Below are 18,222 nucleotides of genomic sequence, written 5' to 3'. Positions count from 1 at the left end.
TAACAAAATTGTTTCATGATCAGAAGAATATTTTTCGATGTAAATATACTGTGAAATGACAGAACAAAAAACAGTCTCCGAAATCTTTTGAAATTTCGGGGACTGTTTTGACTTTATCAGGCGGCTAAGAGCATTTACCTGGTTATTTAAATTTTGCCTGACAGGTTTTATTCTTTTGCATTTTCAGATTTGTTAAGAAGATGATCCAGGAGCTGAGAAATCGTCTGATTTAATACAGGATGTCGCAAATATGGAGCAATCTGGCTCATTGGCACAAGGACAAAATCGCGGTTCTGCAGATCAATATGTGGGATATGAAGGTCTGGAGTATCAATGATTTCCTGATCGTAAAACAGGATATCCAGATCCAGTGTCCTTGGTCCCCAGCGGATGATACGTTCTCTGTTTGCTGCCTGCTCTAATTGATGCAGTCGTCCAAGTAATTCCTCAGGAGTAAGGAGTGTACGCAGTTTCAGAACTCCATTTAAAAATTCATCCTGTTCGGTAACACCGTAAGGTTCTGTGATGAGATAATCGGAAATTGCTTCAATGCGGCATCCTTTGGTTTCTGCCAGACCACGAATTCCATTGTCGATATACATTTTTTTATCTCCCATATTGGAACCAAAAGCAATGTAAGCAGTATGCCATCTTCGTGTGATCTCCACAGATACCGTTTTCAGGGGAAGTCCAACCGGTGCCCATGGCTTTTCGATTTTCAGAGTAACCTTTTCAAGTCCGGAAAGAGAACAGAGGAGCATATCTGCCAGATTCTCTGCAAGAGCTTCCAGAAGCTTAAAAGTATGTTTTCTGGTGAAATCAGTGATCATATGGCTGACTTCGCCATAGTTGATAGAAGCAGTCAGATCATCGGTTAATCCTGCCCGACGTGTACTGGTAAAAAGTGTGGCAGAGATAACGAATTTCTGTCCCAGAACATTTTCTTCTGGATATACTCCATGGTTTGCAAAAATTTCCAGTTCTTTAATCTCTATTTTATCTAATCTGGTTTCATCCATAACAGCAAGTCCTTTCTGTAAGTTATTTATATTTACTGTCTTAATTGCAATATTTTATGGAAGTGTGATAGGTCAGTAAATGTTATTGTTCACTTCGTGCACCGTGATCAGTAATTATCTGCGTCCCAAGATTGCTTCTGTCATCTGAATGACACGTTTGTTTTCCTTGACATCATGAACACGGACAAAAGAGCATCCCTTCATTACGCCGATCACGCTGGTGGCCAGAGTTCCTTCCACGCGCTGGTCAACAGGCAGATCCAGTGCCAGTCCGATCATGGATTTGCGTGAGGTGCCGAGGAGAACCGGGAATCCCAGATTCTGAAAAAGTTCAAGATGGTTCATAGTTTGCAGATTCATTTCAAATGTTTTTCCAAAACCAACACCTGGATCAAGCATGATCTTTTCATCTTTAATACCGGCCTGTCTTGCAAGATTGACACACTCCTGGGTTTCTGAGAGCATGTCTATAAGAAAGTTCTGATATTCTGTGTTGGATTTGTTGTGCATCAGGCAACAGGCAACGTCATATTTAGCGATTACGGATGCCATTTGCGGATCATATTTTAATCCCCAGATATCGTTGACCAGATCAGCACCTGCCTGGATGGAACTTTCAGCAACACTGCTTTTAAAAGTATCTACAGAAATAGGAATGTCGAAACGTTGTCTGACAGCCTCGATAACCGGCAGGACTCTCTGAGCTTCTTCGTCGGCACTGACCGGTGTATGGCCAGGACGCGTGGATTCGCCGCCGATATCAATAATATCTGCTCCATCAGCGATCATTGCTTCTGTATGTTTCAGAGCTTCATCCATGTGATTCCATTTGCCGCCGTCCGAGAAGGAGTCAGGAGTAATATTTAAAATTCCCATTATGTAAGTTTGATTTTGAGTATCAAATAAACGGTTTCCAATTTTCATGAGCAGGGACCATCCTTTCTTTTATGGTTATGTAGAGGATTAAAGCATGTTTGAACAAGATGTGCGTCACAATTTGTGGGAATGATTTTTCAAACACGCTCTAGTATTCAATTTTCATATTTTTTTTTCGCTGGACCAGTAGCATTCAGAAACAGCGGAACATAAAAAACAGTTTCTGGATTTTTTGTCTGCTTTATAAAGGAGTACTGCAAGCGTATTGCAGGAATCTCCTTTTCTGTGATGACCGATGGAAGACAGGATCTGTTCTTTTTCCTGCTCTGTAAAATTCAGGTCTGCCAGAATTTCCCGTGCGATTTCCGTACCTGCAATATCATGGGGAATATCATGCAGATACTGTTCTGCACGTCCGATATCGTGAAGAAGAGCTGTGGCATAGATCAGTTCTCTGGACAGATCCATATGTTCTTCCAGCGCATAAATATACATTAACCGTGCAACATCCAGAAAATGTTCCGGAGTATGACGGCAGAAAATGCGGTCATTCTCAAGTTCCTGTATTTTTTTATAATGTTCCTGATAAACAGGATGCTGCCAGATTTGATTGATACGATCCATATCTAAGAAATCGGTATTCATTCTTTTACCATGGAAAGGAACATTTTCTGCAGTTCCTTATCTTCCTTAAATGCGCCGCGGGTTACGGTAGTGATCGTTTTACTTCCAGGCTTTTTGATTCCGCGCATGGTCATACAGGTGTGTTCTGCCTCCAGCATTACCATGATTCCCTTTGGATTCAGGGCGCGTTCCAGAGCATCTGCGATCTGGACGGTAAGGCGCTCCTGAATCTGCGGTCTTCTGGCATAAACTTCTACGGTACGTGCCAGTTTGCTTAAACCGGTAACTTTGCCGTCAGGGATGTAGGCGAGATGAGCTTTTCCATAAAAAGGCATCAGGTGATGCTCGCACATAGAGTAAAAAGTAATGTCTTTTTCCAGTACGATTTCATTATTTTCCCCTGGAAATTGTTTTAATAAATGCTGGTCTGCCTCCTGACCGAGACCTCCGTAAATTTCTTCACACATACGGGCAATTCTGTCGGGAGTATCGACCAGCCCTTCCCGTGTGATATCTTCACCGATTCCCTCCAGAAGCAGACGGACTGCCTGCTCGATTTTTTGTTTGTCAACCATTAAAAATAACCTCCTTTGTATTTGTAGAATGGAGATTATCCTTTTAATCAGTTTTTGGGCGTGCACTTCAGGTTTGATACACAAAAAAGGATATCTCCAATTGTGATAGAATGTATGTCGAAAACATTCCCTAACACAATATGAGATATCCTCTTATATTGTTTGCAACGGGTGCGGATAATATACCGTAAGACGTACTTTTCGTTTCAGTGACAACTCCCCATTCACCGAACACTTGACGCATAAAATCCTATTTTGCATATCATTCATTTCAACACCAGTATATCATGTCATACAGTAATAGAAAAGATTTTTTTGACATTATTGGAAATTTATTTCAACTGGTAATGAAAAGAACTTGTTGCTGAAGGGCGATTATTCAGAAACCTTAGCAAACTGGCTGTTATACAGAGTATGATAAAAGCCGCCCTTCGCGATCAGTTCATCATGTGTACCCTGTTCAATAATACTTCCGTCTTTCATAACAAGGATCAGATCTGAATTGCGGATCGTGGAGAGACGGTGAGCAACGATAAAGCTTGTTCTTCCCTCCATCATTCGTTCAAATGCTTCCTGAATCTGTAATTCTGTTCTGGTATCAATACTGGAAGTAGCCTCATCCAGAATCAGCATCGGAGGCAGGCAGAGCATAACTCGTGTGATACACAGAAGCTGTTTCTGTCCTTGACTTAAGCTGTCCTCGTTAAGCATGGTATCCAGTCCTTTAGGAAGACGCTGGATAAATTCCCAGCTATGGGTAAGCTTGGCTGCTTCGATGATCTCAGTATCTGTAGCGTCCGGTTTTCCAATAGAGATATTGTCACGGACGGTTCCGTTTTTGATCCATGTTTCCTGAAGCACCATACCATAGCTGCTTCTCAGAGAATGACGGGTAATGTCTTTAATTGGTTTACCGTCAACGGAAATAGAACCGGCATTTACATCATAGAATCTCATCAGAAGGTTGATAAAGGTTGATTTACCGCATCCGGTGGGCCCTACGATAGCAACACGCATACCAGGTTTTACATGAAGATTGAAGTCCTCGATCAGTTTTTTTGACTCATCATAATGGAAGCATACATTCTTGATATCCACTTCACCTTTTACATTTTCCAGTGTGTTAGAAGCTTCTGCAACTTCCGGTTCTTCTTCAAGCAGATCAAAGATTCTGCCTGCGCATGCAAGTGCGTTCTGAAGCTCTGTGACAACAGAACTGATATCATTGAATGGCTTCATATACTGATTGGCATAGGAGAGAAGTACGGAAAGACCGCCGACTGTCAGTCTGCCTCCCGGAATGATAAAAGCACCTACAAGTGCTACACATGCATAAATTACATTGTTTACAAAACGTGTGGAAGGGTTGGTAAGACTGCTGTAGAAAACTGCTTTTTGACTGCAGTCCTGTAATTCTTCATTAAGTTTTGCGAAACGCTCAGAAGATTTATCTTCATATCCAAAAGCCTGAACAACTTTCTGGTTTCCGATCATTTCCTCGATAAGAGCTGTCTGGCGTCCACGGGCTTCACTCTGTTTCCGGAACATCTGGAAGGTATGTGAGGAAATAAATTTTGCTACCAGGAAGCTTAATGGTGTCAGGACAATGACCATCAGTGTGATCCAGAAGTTCTTGGAAAACATGAAGATCAGTGTTCCGATGATGGTTACGATTCCTGAGAACAGCTGAGTAAATCCAAGCAGCAGACCATCTGAAAGAATATCTGCATCTGCAATTACACGGCTGATGATATCACCGGTGCTGTGTCCGTCAAGGTAAGAGAGCGGAAGCTTCTGAATATGGCGGATTGCTTTTGCACGGATATCTTTTACTGTCTGGTAGGTCATACGGTTGTTGATGGCATTCATCAGCCATGTGGCAACAGAAGAAAGAATAACCATTACCAGGATACGTGACAGATAATACCACATCATTTCGAAATTAACCTGATGTTCGGCAACAATCTGATCAATGGCATTACCGAACAGGATTGGGACATATAACTGCAAAACCACAGAAACTGCTGCCAGTGCGATACTGAGGATCAGCAGGAAACGGTATCTTCCGATGAAGCGCAGTACTTTGAAAAAGGTCTCAGAGCTTTTTCCCTTTGATGTATTTTTTGCTGTTACTTGGCTCATACTGTCACCTCCGTCATCATACCACCTGCAGGTGCAGAGGCATATTTTGCCCTCTCTTCAGGAAACTGAGAGAAATAGATCTCGCGGTATGTTTCACAGGTCTGTAGTAACTCAGCGTGAGTACCTTTGCCTGCCAGATTTCCATTGTCGAGAACAAGGATCAGATCTGCCTGCTGGATACTGGAAGATCTCTGGGATACCAGAAAAGTAGTTACATTCCAGTCAAGTCTGTTGAGAGACTTACGCAGTGCTGCGTCTGTTGCGAAGTCGAGAGCGCTGGCACTGTCATCCAGGATCAGAATCTCTGGTTTCTTTACCAAAGCACGGGCAATGGTAAGTCGCTGTTTCTGACCACCGGAGAGATTCTTGCCGTTCTGTTCCAACTCGAAATCAAGCTGACCTGGTTTACCTTCTACGACTTCTTTTCCCTGAGCGGTAGTAAGTGCCTGCCACAGATCTTCGTCAGTGGCATCTTCACGTCCCCACTTCATATTGTCACGGATCGTGCCTTTGAAGAGGGCCGCTTTCTGCGGGACAACACCGATTCTGGAACGGAGGTCATTTCTTTCGTAATTCTCGATATTCTGACCATCCAGAAGTACAGTTCCTTTGGTTGCGTCGTAGAATCTGGAGATCAGATTGACCAGAGTGGTTTTACCGCTTCCTGTACCGCCGATGATACCAACTGTCTGACCTTTCTTAACAGAGAAGCTGATATGTGAAAGGCTTGGCGCTCCGGCTCCGCTGTATTCGAAAGTGACATCATCAAATACAACTGCATCATCAGAAGAAGCAGCGGAAGCAGAAGTAGCTGTTGGATAATCCATGGTAGATTTTACTTTCAGGATATCTGTCACACGTCCTGCACATGCTGCGGATTTGTTTAAGGTGATGATCAGGGATGCAAGTTTGATCAGTTCGACGATCATCTGAGCCATGTAGTTGTACAGGGCAACAACCTGTCCCTGCTGCATGCTGCCTAAGTTTACTTCAACGCCGGCTTTCTGGATCAGGATAACCGTTGCGATGTTGATCAGTACATAAGTAACAGGATTTAACAAAGCAGAAAGTCTTCCGACAAAGAGGTTTATCTTTGTCAGTTCGTCATTACGGGTGTCAAATTCCTGAACTGCTTCTTTCTCACGGCAGAATGCACGGATCACACGCACACCTGTCAGGTTCTGTCTTGTCAGACATGTAACAGCGTCCAGTTTTCCCTGTACTTTCTTGAACAGCGGGATACTGAGAAACATGATGACAAAGACAACCAGAAACAGAAATGGAATAGCAACAGCGAAGACCAGTGCGCATTTGAAGTCGATAGTGAACGCCATGACCATGGATCCCAGTACGATGAACGGGCTTCGAAGAAGAAGACGAAGTCCCATATTCAGACCATTCTGAACCTGGTTGATATCATCGGTAAGTCTGGTGATCAGTGTGTCTGTTCCGAGAGTATCAAGTTCTGTAAAGGACAGACGCTGAACATGATCATAAACTGCCTGTCTTAATTTGGTGGCAAATCCTACGCTGGCTTTGGCTGCGAAGAACTGAGCCGTGATGCTGCAGGTAAGACCGAAGGCTGCCATTAAAATAAGAATAAAAAATCTCTGGATGATATATCCGTTGTCGTGGTTTGCGATACCGACGTCGATGATTTGTGCGATGATGATCGGCACGATCAGGTCGAATACAACTTCCAGAAATTTAAAAAATGGCGCCAGAATGCTTTCTTTTTTGTAGTTTTTTAAATAAACTGCTAATGAACGCATTTTTAAATTCCTTCCCTTCCTAAAAAATCTTTCCTATATTATATTACTTCTTTTTTCTGAAAAATAATACAACCAAAAGTGTACCATTTGAGACTTTTTTGTCAAGAAGAATGTACAAAAACAGGTAAATTTTGGAGAAAATTCAGCTTGACTTCAAAAAAAGATATCACTAAAATATTTGATAGCGCTATTTTATTTTGAATATCAAACGTTATAATAGAAATTGTTTCTTTCTATTGAAAAATATGCGCTGAAAACTGATAAATTATGATAACCATAATGAGGAAGAAGACTATGCAGATTATCGAGACATTTGGTCATTATGTGGAAAATTTGACTAACTCAAAGCCGGAATCCGCCCGCTGGCTGTTAAAAACGGGATGGGAGGCACAGAACCTGAAATTCCGCTTTATGCAGGATAAAAGACTGATGCCCGCAGACAGACATCTTGCAAATCTGATGATGGATACCATGCTGCGTCCACTTCAGAAACCGGAGGATTCTGTTATTGTAAGTATTTTTACACCCTGCGAAATGATGCAGGAGGTGGGATTACATCCTTATAATGTAGAAGGATTTTCCTGTTATCTTTCTGCGAGCAAAGCAGAGAGAGCATTTCTGCAGCAGGCAGAGAATCAGGGGATTGCCGAGACATTGTGTAGTTATCACAAGATATTCCTTGGCGCAGCACAGAAAGGGCTGCTGCCGAAGCCGAAATGTATTGTTTATACCAATTTAACCTGTGATGCTAACCTGCTGACATTCCGTACACTGGCCGATTTTTACCAGGTGCCAGCATTTGCCATTGATGTGCCGTGGCAGCAGAATGAGGAGAATGTGCAATATGTGGCAGATCAGTTAAAAGAGTTAAAAGCATTTCTGGAAAAAAATACAGGTAAAACAATCTCTGAAGATGCACTGAAGAACCGTCTTGCATGCAGCAGGCGGACTCTGGAGAATTATAAAAAATATCAGCAGATGCGTGCGGACAGATATGTGCCGTCTGATCTGGTTACTCCGCTGTATGCAGGAATGACAAATAATATCCTGCTTGGAACAGCAGAAGAGGAGAAATATACACAGATGCTTCTTGAGGATATTAAGAAAGCACCTGCAGCGAAAGGCAAACATATTTACTGGATGCATACGATTCCATTCTGGTCTGATGCAGTTCGTCAGGAACTTTGCTTCAGCGAGAAAGCCCAGATTGTGGGATGTGAACTGGCAGAAACCTGTGAGCCGGATTTTGATCCGGAGAAACCATTTGAAGCTATGGCCAGAAGAATGGTATATCATTCACTGAACGGAAGTGCACTGAGAAGAATCGAAGCAGGAATCCGCCATGCGAAACAGGCGGGAGCAGACGGAGCAGTGTGGTTTGGTCACTGGGGATGTAAACATACGCTTGGTGCTGCACAGCTTGCGAAGAAGAAATTTGAGGAGGCAGGCTTACCGCTTCTGATCCTGGATGGTGACGGCTGTGACAGAAGCCACGGAGGAGAGGGACAGACATCCACCAGACTGGGAGCTTTTCTGGAAATGCTGGGAGGTGCGGAAAATGAATAAAACATACTATGTCTGTAAATATACCCCGGTCGAGCTTCTGGAATCTCTTGGCGGGGAATGTGAGAATTTTAACCATATGCCGGATGGCTTTGACCTTGCAGATCAGGTTTCTCATCCGAATATCTGCGGCTTTGGAAAAACGCTTCTGGAAGGAGTTATGGAGGGAAAGATCAGGGAGCTTGTTCTGGTAAGCTGCTGCGATACGATCCGAAGTGTATATGATATTCTTCTGGAGAGCGGTAAGCTGGATTTCCTGTATATTCTGGATGTGCTTCACTGTGACAGTGCCTGCAGCAGGGAGCGAATGGCAGTACAGTTGAAAGGGCTGGCAAAAGCTTATGCAAAGTATAAAGGTACAGAATTTAATACAGATAAATTCAGAACTGCCTTTCATGCCCCTGAGAAAATTACAAAGCCTCATATTGCAGTGCTCGGAGCGAGAATGGGACAGGAATTATTTGAAATGACCAGTAAGGCTATGCCTCTTCCTGTAGAGAATGATACCTGTGTACATAACCGCTCTGTAGGAAATGTGCTTCCGCCGGAGACTGCTTCCTTTGATGAACTGATGGATTGGTATGCAGGGGAAATTCTGGGACAGATTCCATGTATGCGTATGATGGATCCGACAGGCCGTAAGAAACTTTATAATGATCCGTCTGTTGCGGGAATTATTTATCATACAGTGAAATTCTGCGATTTCTATAGTTTTGAATATGCGGATATTAAGAATCATACAGATGTACCGCTTTTAAAAATCGAATCAGATTATACCATTCAAAGCAGCGGTCAGCTTCTTACCAGGTTGGAGGCTTTTGCAGAGAGTATTCAGCCTGAGAAACTGGAGCAGACCATAGAGGTTGACACAAAAGGAGAGAGAAAAATGGGAAAAGGTTATTTTGCAGGAATTGACAGTGGTTCTACAAGTACAGATGTGGTAATTCTGAATAAAGAACATGAAATCGTTACCAGCATTATCCTGCCTACAGGTGCAGGTGCTGCTATTGGTGCAGACCGTGCGCTGGCAGAGGCGCTGAAACAGGCCGATCTGCAGAGAGAAGACATTGATGCGCTGGTTACCACCGGATATGGACGTACTGCTATTAAGAATGGTGATAAGAGTATCACAGAGATCACCTGTCATGCCAGAGGTGCTCATTTCCTGAATCCGGAAGTGCGGACAGTTATTGATATCGGCGGGCAGGACAGTAAGGTGATCCGTCTGGATGAGAATGGTGCGGTTGCAAACTTTGTTATGAATGATAAATGTGCGGCAGGTACCGGACGATTTCTGGAAATGATGGCACGTACAATGGAAATGAGCCTGGATCAGATGAGTGAGTGTGGTCTGGAATTCAAAGAAGATATTACAATTTCCAGTATGTGTACAGTATTTGCGGAATCAGAGGTTGTATCCCTGATCGCACAGAACAAAGCGACAGATGACATTGTTCATGGATTGAATAAAGCGGTTGCTGTAAAGACTGCAGCTCTTACCAGACGTGTAGGCGGAGAAGAAAAGTTTATGATGACCGGCGGTGTTTCCAAGAACAAGGGGCTGGTAAAGACACTGGAAGAAAAACTTGGCACAAAACTGGTGATCAGTGATAAAGCGCAGCTTTGCGGTGCACTTGGTGCTGCGCTGTTTGCAGCTGATATGGTAAATGCGTAAATAATTTTAATTTAGTCTGATATTTACCGGCACGGGTTAGAAAGATAAGATGATATCCGCTTGACTATAAAGAATTCATAAATGGAATGAAAAAAATTTCCATATTTTATACTTTTTTTATAAAAGTTTAATTTTCTATTGACGAGTTCAAAATTAGGAGCTATAGTATAACACAGTAACAGCAAATTAACGAGGTGAAGTTTGCAGGAAAGTGGAAGCCGCACAAAAGGCTATACCCGCCGAAGGAGTAAAACTCTCAGGTTCCCTGGACGCAGGGAAGAACTGCAAATGGATCGTTTCTCTGGAGACACCCGTTAGATCGGGGGCCGAAGGTGCAAATAACATGGACTATCATATAACCGCCGACAAATGGTTATCTGACCCGTGTCTTGAATCTCTCAGGCAAAAGGACAGAGGATGCTTTATCATCCCCGCTGATCCATATGGAATATATGGACAGTATTTTCTGAACTTTCTAATTTCTGAAACGGTCTGTTATTACTTTGTTTCCCAGCTGTACAATATATTACACTTTTTAAAAGAAAAAGGAGATTTATTATTATGTGGGAAGCGATCAATTCATTTTTATCTACTGTAGACGATCTCGTCTGGGGCGTGCCCCTTATGATCCTGATCATGGCAGGTGGTATTCTGTTAACTGCCAGACTTGGACTTCTTCAGATACGAAGACTCCCCCTTGCACTGAAATGGATGTTTAAGAACGAAGAAGAAGGCGACGGTGAGATTTCAAGTTTCGCAGCTTTATGTACAGCACTGAGTGCTACTATTGGTACCGGTAATATCGTCGGTGTTGCAACTGCTGTCTGTGCAGGTGGCCCTGGCGCTTTATTCTGGATGATCGTTGCAGCATTCTTTGGAATGGCAACAAAATTTTCCGAAGGTCTTCTTGCAGTTAAATACCGTGTGGTAGCAGAAGATGGTCACAGCCTTGGCGGTCCTTTCTATTATATTGAGAAAGGTATGGGACCGAAATGGAAATGGCTTGCAAAAATTTTCGCATTCTTTGGTGTATGCGTAGGTCTTTTCGGAATCGGTACATTCAGCCAGGTAAATGGTATTTCCAGTGCAGTTCAGAACTTCTTTGACCCGAACAAATCAAACTGTGTAAATATCCCGTTCCTTGGAGAATATTCCTGGGCAGTTGTAATTTCTTCTCTGATCCTTGCAGCATGTGTTGCAGCGATCCTGATCGGAGGTCTGAAACGAATCGCAACAGTCAGCCAGATTATTGTACCGTTTATGGCAGTTATTTATCTGATCTTCAGTGTTGCATTGATTCTTTTAAATATTACAGAAATCCCTGCAGCAATCGTAACAGTTGTCAAAGGAGCATTTAATCCATCCGCTGTAACAGGTGGTATGGTAGGTACTATGATCGTTGCTATGCAGAAAGGTGTTGCCCGTGGTATTTTCTCAAACGAAGCCGGACTTGGTAGTGCACCGATCGCAGCTGCAGCAGCTCAGACAAAAGAGCCTGTACGTCAGGGTCTTGTAAGTATGACAGGTACATTCATTGATACTATTGTAATCTGTACAATGACAGGTCTTTCCATTGTACTGACAGGTGCATGGCAGGTAGAAGGTCTGGAAGGTGTTCAGGTAACTACCTATGCATTCCAGCACGGACTTCCGATCCCTGGACAGGTTTCCGCATTTGTATTGATGATCTGTCTGGTATTCTTCGCATTTACAACAATCCTTGGATGGGATTATTACAGTGAAAGATGTCTGGAATATCTGACACACGGACATAAGAAAACAATCTTTACATATCGCTGGCTTTACATTCTGGCAGTATTTATCGGACCGTATATGACAGTAAGTGCAGTATGGACCATCGCAGATATCTTCAACGGACTGATGGCAATTCCGAATATGATCGCACTGTTTGCACTGAGCGGAGTGATCGTAAAAGAAACAAAAGAATTCTTTGCAGCAGAGAAGCACAAAATGTAAAGAATCATAAAACGTAATAAAATAACAGAAAACAGAGAATCCTCTGATTGTGGAGTTAATATCCAGGTCAGAGGATTTTTTCTGTTTGGATATAAATAGTTATGGACAGGTGGTGAATGCAGTTTGTGAATGTCCGTTAGATTTGCGAGCAAATTATTGAATTATGAAAAGAAATGACTGAGTTTGAACGGAAACAGAAAAATTCCGGCCGATTTTTGTGCAATCTCAACCAAAAACGATCCTCATTTTTATGAATTAGTTTGATTGACTTTGAATGAATATGACTGTATACTAAGACCATAAACAAAAGGCAGTCACGAACATGCAAGAAAGACATGATAATATAAACGGGAGGGAAAGAAGAGATGATCTACACAGTAACTTTTAATCCGTCTCTGGACTACATCGTTTCAGTAGATGATTTTAAACTGGGACTGACAAACAGAACAAGTTCAGAGCTGATGCTTCCGGGCGGAAAGGGAATCAATGTTTCTACAGTTCTTATGAATCTGGGGATTGAGAACACAGCACTTGGATTTACAGCTGGATTTGTGGAAGAAGAGACTATCCGCAGATTACAGGAAATGGGAGTGAGATCTGAGTTCATTCAGATCAGCGAAGGAGTTTCAAGGATCAATCTTAAACTGAAATCTATCGACGGAACTGAGATCAATGGTGCAGGACCGGTGATCAGCAAGGATAAAGTAGAAGAACTGATGAAGAAGCTGGACGGACTTGGTGAAGGTGATGTACTTTTCCTGGCAGGCAGTATTCCATCTTCCATGCCGGACGATATGTATGAACAGATCATGGCAAGACTGGATGGAAAGGGCGTGATGATCGTGGTGGATGCGACAAAGGATCTTCTGGTCAATGTCCTGAAATATCATCCATTCCTTGTAAAGCCAAATAATCATGAGCTGGGTGAGATCTTCGGTGTGGAATTAAAGACAAGAGAAGATGTGATCCCGTACGGAAAGAAACTCCAGGAAAAAGGTGCAAGAAATGTGCTGATTTCCATGGCAGGCGAAGGTGCAGTTCTGGTAGCAGAGGACGGACAGGTATTTGAAGAACCCGCACCAAAAGGCAAACTGGTAAATGGTGTAGGTGCCGGAGATTCCATGGTAGCCGGTTTCGTAGCCGGATGGATGGAAAAGAAAGATTATGAGCATGCATTCCATATGGGAATTGCAGCAGGAAGTGCAAGTGCATTTTCTGAGAATCTTGCAACAAAAGAAGAAATTGAAGCGGTTTATCGCCAGGTAACCGAAAAATAATAAAGGGGGAAGAAGAGATGAGAATAACAGATCTGCTTGACAGACGGAGCGTATCGCTGACAGCTGCTCCAAAAACAAAGTCAGAAACTCTGGATATGGCAGTTGATCTGATGGTAAAGAGTGAAAAGATCAGCGACCGTGAAGCTTATCGTAAACAGGTATATTTAAGAGAAGAAGAGAGTACGACAGGTATTGGTGAGGGAATCGCCATTCCTCATGGTAAATGTGATGCAGTTAAGAAACCGGGACTTGCAGCAATGGTCATCAAAAACGGTGTAGAGTTCGAGGCACTTGATGACGAACCTGTAACCTTATTATTCCTGATCGCAGCACCGAATACAGAGGACAACATTCACCTGGATGTGCTCAGCAAGCTCTCCGTGATGCTGATGGATGAAGAATTTACAGAATCTCTTCGCAACGCATCTTCTGTAGATGAGTTTATGGACATCATTGATAAGGCAGACAGTGATCGGTGATACAGCATTTGGATTCATGCTTCCAATTCTGGCAGGATTTATTGCAATGGCGATCGGCGACAGACCTGCACTTGCACTTGGTCTGGTAGGCGGTATGATGGCAGCAAACGGAAAATCTGGTTTCCTTGGTGCATTACTTGCAGGTTTTGCAGCGGGATATATCATTCTTGGTCTTCGTAAATTATGTGATAAACTTCCGGAAGCACTGGAAAAGATTGCACCTGTTTTAATTTATCCTGTAGTCGGAATCCTTGTTATGGGACTCTTAATGACATTTATTGTAGAGCCGATCATGGGTGGTATCAATACAGGACTGAACAATGCCTTGACAGGAATGGGAAGTTCTAGTAAAGTAATATTGGGTATGGTGCTTGGCGGAATGATGGCTATTGATATGGGCGGCCCGTTCAACAAAGCAGCATATGTATTTGGAACAGCTGCAATTGCAGCAGGCAACTATGATATTATGGCAGCAGTTATGATCGGTGGTATGACACCTCCGTGTGCGATCGCACTGGCAACACTGCTGTTCAAGGATAAGTTCACAAAAGAAGAGAGAAACGCAGGTCCGACAAACTTCATTATGGGTCTTGCATTTATCACAGAAGGTGCGATCCCATTCGCAGCATCTGACCCGCTTCGTGTACTTCCATCCTGTATCATCGGATCCGCAGTCGCAGGAGCGATTTCCATGGCATTCAACTGTACACTGATGGCACCACACGGTGGAATCTTCGTATTCCCTGTAGTTGGAAACGCAGTTATGTATCTGGTTGCACTGGTTGTGGGAACAGTAATCTCCGCAGTTCTGCTTGGCCTGTTAAAAAAGAAAGTAGCATAAGCAGTGAGAAATATCTATCTGGTCACTATCGGCATAGAAAAGGTCAGCAGATAATAATAAGAAAAGCAATAATAAAGAACATGGAGGATATCAAAATGAAAGAATTTAAGTATGTAATCACAGACAACGAAGGAATCCACGCACGTCCTGCAGGAGAGCTTGTAAAACTGGTCAAAGGTTTTGAATCCACTATCTCAATCGAAAAAGAAGGAAAGAAAGTAGACTGCAGAAAACTTCTTGCACTGATGGGACTTGGTGTTAAGAAAGGTCATGAAGTAACATTCACAATCGAAGGTGCTGATGAAGAAGCAGCATATGAAGCAGTAAGCAAATTCATGCAGGAAAACCTGTAATTTACTGAATCGAATATAAGAAACGACAGACAGGAGATGATGTATTCATCTCCTGTCTCTGTTATAATGAGATATCAGAGTAGAGTAAATATACAACGGAGGCAGAAGCACATGCTGACAGAACAGAGATTTGATATTATTCTGAAACTTCTGGAAGAAAAAAAGAGTGTTACAGTAACGGAGTTAAAAGAACTTCTGAATGCGTCGGAATCAACAGTACGCAGAGACATTACCGCACTGGACAAAGCAGGAAAACTGACGAAGGTTTTCGGTGGTGCAGTAGCATTAAATCATAAAGTAACGGCTTACGAACCTACTGTAGCGCAGAAATCAGAATTAAACAAGGAAGAAAAGAAAAAAATCGCAAAATATGCAGCCAGTCTGATCACATCAGATGATTTCGTCTATCTGGATGCAGGAACCACTACCGGTCTGATGCTGGAATATCTGGAGAATACAAGAGCCACTTTTGTCACAAACGCAGTATCTCACGCTCAAACCCTGGCAAAGATGGGCATCCGCGTTTACCTGATCGGAGGGGAGCTGAAGAGTTCCACAGAGGCAGTTGTAGGCAGTCAGGCAATGCAGATGATTCAGATGTATCACTTCACAAAGGGATTCTTCGGAACCAACGGGATCACCAGAAGAGAAGGATTCACAACACCGGACACCAACGAAGCAATTGTAAAGGGCACAGCGATGAAACAATGCAAAGATGCCTATATCCTTGCAGACGAATCCAAATTCGGTCAGGTAAGTTCCGTAACTTTCGGTGAATTCCGGGATGCTCACATCCTGACAGAAGATATTCCAGAGGAATATCGGGAGAGCAGAAATATTCTGAAGGTAAGTTAATTGGTTAAATGTTAAAATAGAAGAGATTTTTCATTTCCTGTATTGAAATGACAGGATGGAAAGGGAGAGTCAGGCATGAGAACTGACTCTTCTTTTTTTGATGTTTTTTTGCTAAAATGATAGACAGTAATGAAATTTGGAATGGAGAGATGTGGGATGAAGTTTGCGCATATTGCGGATCTGCATATTGGGAAAAGAGTGCATGATTTTTCTATGCTGGAGGATCAGAGATATATTCTGAATCAGATGCTGGGGATTTTTAAGGATCAGAAAGTTGAGGGGGTTCTGATCGCCGGGGATGTTTATGATAAGACAGTGCCGTCAGCGGAGGCGGTGCAGTTGTTTGATGAGTTTATTACGAGGCTGGCGAAGGAGAAGATTCCGGTTTATATGATCAGCGGAAATCATGATTCGGCAGAGAGGCTTTCTTTTGGGGCAAAGCTGTTTGAGAACAGTGATATTTTTATTTCGCAGGTTTATGACGGAGAAATGAAGAGGATTGAATTGGAAGATCAGTATGGCCCGATATCACTATATCTTCTGCCATTTCTGAAACCGGCGATGGTGCGGCATGCCTTGCAGAAAGATGATATTAATACTTATGAGGAGAGTGTCATGGCTGCTTTGCAGGAGTGTGAGATTGATACGACACAGAGAAATATTCTGGTGGCGCATCAGTTTGTGACGGGAGCAGACCGGAGTGATTCGGAGGAGACTTCGGTGGGTGGTCTTGACAATGTCAGTGCGGAGGTGTTTGATGATTTTGATTATGTGGCGCTTGGACACATCCACAGACCTCAGAAGATGGGAAGAGAGACTTTACGTTACAGTGGAACACCGCTGAAGTATTCTTTTTCGGAAGCAGATCACAAGAAGTCTGTGACAATTGTGGAGTTTCTGGAGAAGGGGAATGTGGAGATCAGTACGGTACCTCTGGTTCCGAGAAGGGATATGCGTAAGCTGAGGGGAACTTATATGGAAGTGACGGCGAAGGAGAGTTATACGGCAGAGAACAAGATAGATTATCTGCAGATCACCCTGACAGATGAAGAAGATGTGCCGGGAGCACTGCAGAAGCTGCGCACGGTTTATCCGAATCTGATGCGCTTGGAATATGATAACAAACGGACACGAGAGAACCGGGAGGTTCAGGTAGTGGAGGCTCAGGAGCAGAAATCAGAACTGGAATTGTTTAGCGAGTTTTATGAGTTACTGAATAACGAACCGATGAAAGAAGAGCAGGCAGAGTTTGTGGAGAAACTGATCCAGAATCTGAAGGAGGCGCACGCATGAAACCATTGAAGCTGACATTATCTGCATTTGGACCGTATGCAGGGGAAACGGTGATTGATTTTACACGGCTTGGAGGTCAGGGACTTTTTCTGGTGACTGGAGATACAGGTGCAGGAAAGACAACGATTTTTGACGGGATTACGTTTGCGCTGTATGGAGAGACCAGTGGAGGAGTCCGGGAGGCATCCATGCTCAGAAGTAAGTATGCGAAGCCTGAGACTCCTACTTATGCGGAATATATTTTTGAATATAAGGATGCAGTGTACACAGTGAAGAGAAGCCCGGATTATGAGCGGCCAAAGACCAGAGGTACGGGAATGACCACCCAGAAAGGGGAGGCGTTGCTTACTTTTTCGGATGGGAGAGCTCCGGTGACGAAATTGAAGGAAGTGAACCAGGCGGTTACAGAGCTGATCGGACTGGATATGAAGCAGTTTACGCAGATTGCCATGATCGCACAGGGAGATTTCAGAAAATTGCTTCTGGCTGATACAGAGGAACGCAGTAACATTTTCAGAAAACTTTTCCATACAGATATTTATAAAGTGATCCAGGAGAAACTAAAATTCGAGGCAGGCGGTCTGGACGAGGCATATAAAGAGCTGCTGAGAAGTATCCGTCAGTATACGGAACAGGTCAGATATTCTGCAGAAGATCCATTGGGACAGCAGTGGGCATTGATGGAAAAGAATGGGTTTGAGGGAAATCTGGAAGAAGGTCTGGAGATTCTGGAACAGTTTTTGAAAGCAGATAAAGATACACTGAAAGCTTTAAATAAGCAGATAAAAGAAAAAGATACAAAACTGGAAAATGTGAACCAGCTTCTCGGAAAAGTGCATAAAGAGGCAGATGCAAAAGCCAGAAAAGAGAAACTTCTGGAAGAAAGAGAAATACAGTTTCC

The 18,222-nt window shown here is 43.1% G+C and carries 14 protein-coding genes, 1 pseudogene and 3 riboswitches; of the genes and pseudogenes, 9 read left to right on the top strand and 6 right to left on the bottom strand.

All coding sequences use genetic code 11. From position 1 onward, the window contains the following. Nucleotides 1–167 precede the first annotated feature (167 nt). From folK to ACTNES_RS10110, 6 genes are all read right to left on the bottom strand, one after another. The gene (gene folK, locus ACTNES_RS10135) at nt 168–1,019 is read right to left on the bottom strand and encodes a 2-amino-4-hydroxy-6-hydroxymethyldihydropteridine diphosphokinase (RefSeq protein WP_291818056.1); all 852 of its coding nucleotides are present in this window, start codon (nt 1,017–1,019) and stop codon (nt 168–170) included. 114 nt (nt 1,020–1,133) lie between these two features. Further along, nucleotides 1,134–1,943 (bottom strand): dihydropteroate synthase, encoded by an 810-nt coding sequence (gene folP, locus ACTNES_RS10130; RefSeq protein WP_300334618.1) that lies wholly within the window; start codon nt 1,941–1,943, stop codon nt 1,134–1,136. Between the two features lie 114 nt (nt 1,944–2,057). After that, nucleotides 2,058–2,540, bottom strand: coding sequence for an HD domain-containing protein (locus ACTNES_RS10125; RefSeq protein WP_300334619.1), 483 nt, complete (start codon nt 2,538–2,540; stop codon nt 2,058–2,060). Further along, nucleotides 2,537–3,094 carry a GTP cyclohydrolase I FolE gene (gene folE, locus ACTNES_RS10120; protein WP_291804896.1) on the bottom strand — a complete coding sequence of 186 codons (558 nt, stop codon included), beginning with the start codon at nt 3,092–3,094 and terminating at the stop codon, nt 2,537–2,539. The genes ACTNES_RS10125 and folE overlap by 4 nt, the downstream gene beginning before the upstream one ends. Before the next feature lie 163 nt (nt 3,095–3,257). After that, nucleotides 3,258–3,354: riboswitch (THF riboswitch) on the bottom strand. Nucleotides 3,355–3,469: 115 nt separating this feature from the next. After that, entirely contained in the window at nt 3,470–5,236 is a 1,767-nt protein-coding gene (locus ACTNES_RS10115) for an ABC transporter ATP-binding protein (RefSeq protein WP_441039215.1), read from the bottom strand. Then, entirely contained in the window at nt 5,233–7,008 is a 1,776-nt protein-coding gene (locus ACTNES_RS10110) for an ABC transporter ATP-binding protein (protein WP_441039214.1), read from the bottom strand. Before ACTNES_RS10110 ends, ACTNES_RS10115 begins: the two co-directional genes overlap by 4 nt. A 294-nt stretch (nt 7,009–7,302) precedes the next feature. Between ACTNES_RS10110 and ACTNES_RS10105 the strand changes: the two genes are divergently transcribed. The 9 genes and pseudogenes from ACTNES_RS10105 to ACTNES_RS10065 form a co-directional block, all read left to right on the top strand. Further along, entirely contained in the window at nt 7,303–8,574 is a 1,272-nt protein-coding gene (locus ACTNES_RS10105; protein ID WP_300334623.1) for a 2-hydroxyacyl-CoA dehydratase subunit D, read from the top strand. Further along, the gene (locus ACTNES_RS10100; RefSeq protein WP_216459047.1) at nt 8,567–10,246 is read left to right on the top strand and encodes an acyl-CoA dehydratase activase; all 1,680 of its coding nucleotides are present in this window, start codon (nt 8,567–8,569) and stop codon (nt 10,244–10,246) included. Before ACTNES_RS10105 ends, ACTNES_RS10100 begins: the two co-directional genes overlap by 8 nt. A 194-nt stretch (nt 10,247–10,440) precedes the next feature. Beyond that, a riboswitch (glycine riboswitch) is annotated at nt 10,441–10,528 on the top strand. Between the two features lie 9 nt (nt 10,529–10,537). Next, nucleotides 10,538–10,670, top strand: a riboswitch (glycine riboswitch). Nucleotides 10,671–10,807: 137 nt separating this feature from the next. Then, nucleotides 10,808–12,223 carry an alanine/glycine:cation symporter family protein gene (locus ACTNES_RS10095; protein ID WP_216459046.1) on the top strand — a complete coding sequence of 472 codons (1,416 nt, stop codon included), beginning with the start codon at nt 10,808–10,810 and terminating at the stop codon, nt 12,221–12,223. A 365-nt stretch (nt 12,224–12,588) separates the two neighbouring features. Next, nucleotides 12,589–13,500: a 1-phosphofructokinase gene (gene pfkB, locus ACTNES_RS10090; protein WP_441039213.1), complete on the top strand. Its 912-nt coding sequence runs from the start codon at nt 12,589–12,591 to the stop codon at nt 13,498–13,500. Nucleotides 13,501–13,517: 17 nt separating this feature from the next. Next, a pseudogene (locus ACTNES_RS10085) lies at nt 13,518–14,820 on the top strand (PTS fructose transporter subunit IIABC). 95 nt (nt 14,821–14,915) lie between these two features. Then, entirely contained in the window at nt 14,916–15,173 is a 258-nt protein-coding gene (locus tag ACTNES_RS10080; RefSeq protein WP_216459043.1) for an HPr family phosphocarrier protein, read from the top strand. Between the two features lie 111 nt (nt 15,174–15,284). Further along, on the top strand, nt 15,285–16,028 hold the full coding sequence (locus ACTNES_RS10075; protein ID WP_291818044.1) for a DeoR/GlpR family DNA-binding transcription regulator: 744 nt from the start codon (nt 15,285–15,287) through the stop codon (nt 16,026–16,028). Nucleotides 16,029–16,184: 156 nt separating this feature from the next. Further along, on the top strand, nt 16,185–17,321 hold the full coding sequence (locus tag ACTNES_RS10070; protein WP_291818042.1) for an exonuclease SbcCD subunit D: 1,137 nt from the start codon (nt 16,185–16,187) through the stop codon (nt 17,319–17,321). Beyond that, nucleotides 17,318–18,222 (top strand): AAA family ATPase (locus ACTNES_RS10065; protein ID WP_441039212.1); only part of this gene is annotated, 905 nt, incomplete at its 3' end. The genes ACTNES_RS10070 and ACTNES_RS10065, both read left to right, overlap by 4 nt.

It is taken from the genome of Blautia sp. HCP3S3_D9 (assembly GCF_052063845.1).
In the GTDB taxonomy this organism is placed as follows: Bacteria; Bacillota; Clostridia; order Lachnospirales; family Lachnospiraceae; genus Blautia_A.
Note: the sequence above shows the minus strand (reverse complement) of the source record. Positions and strands in the feature narration are given on the sequence as shown.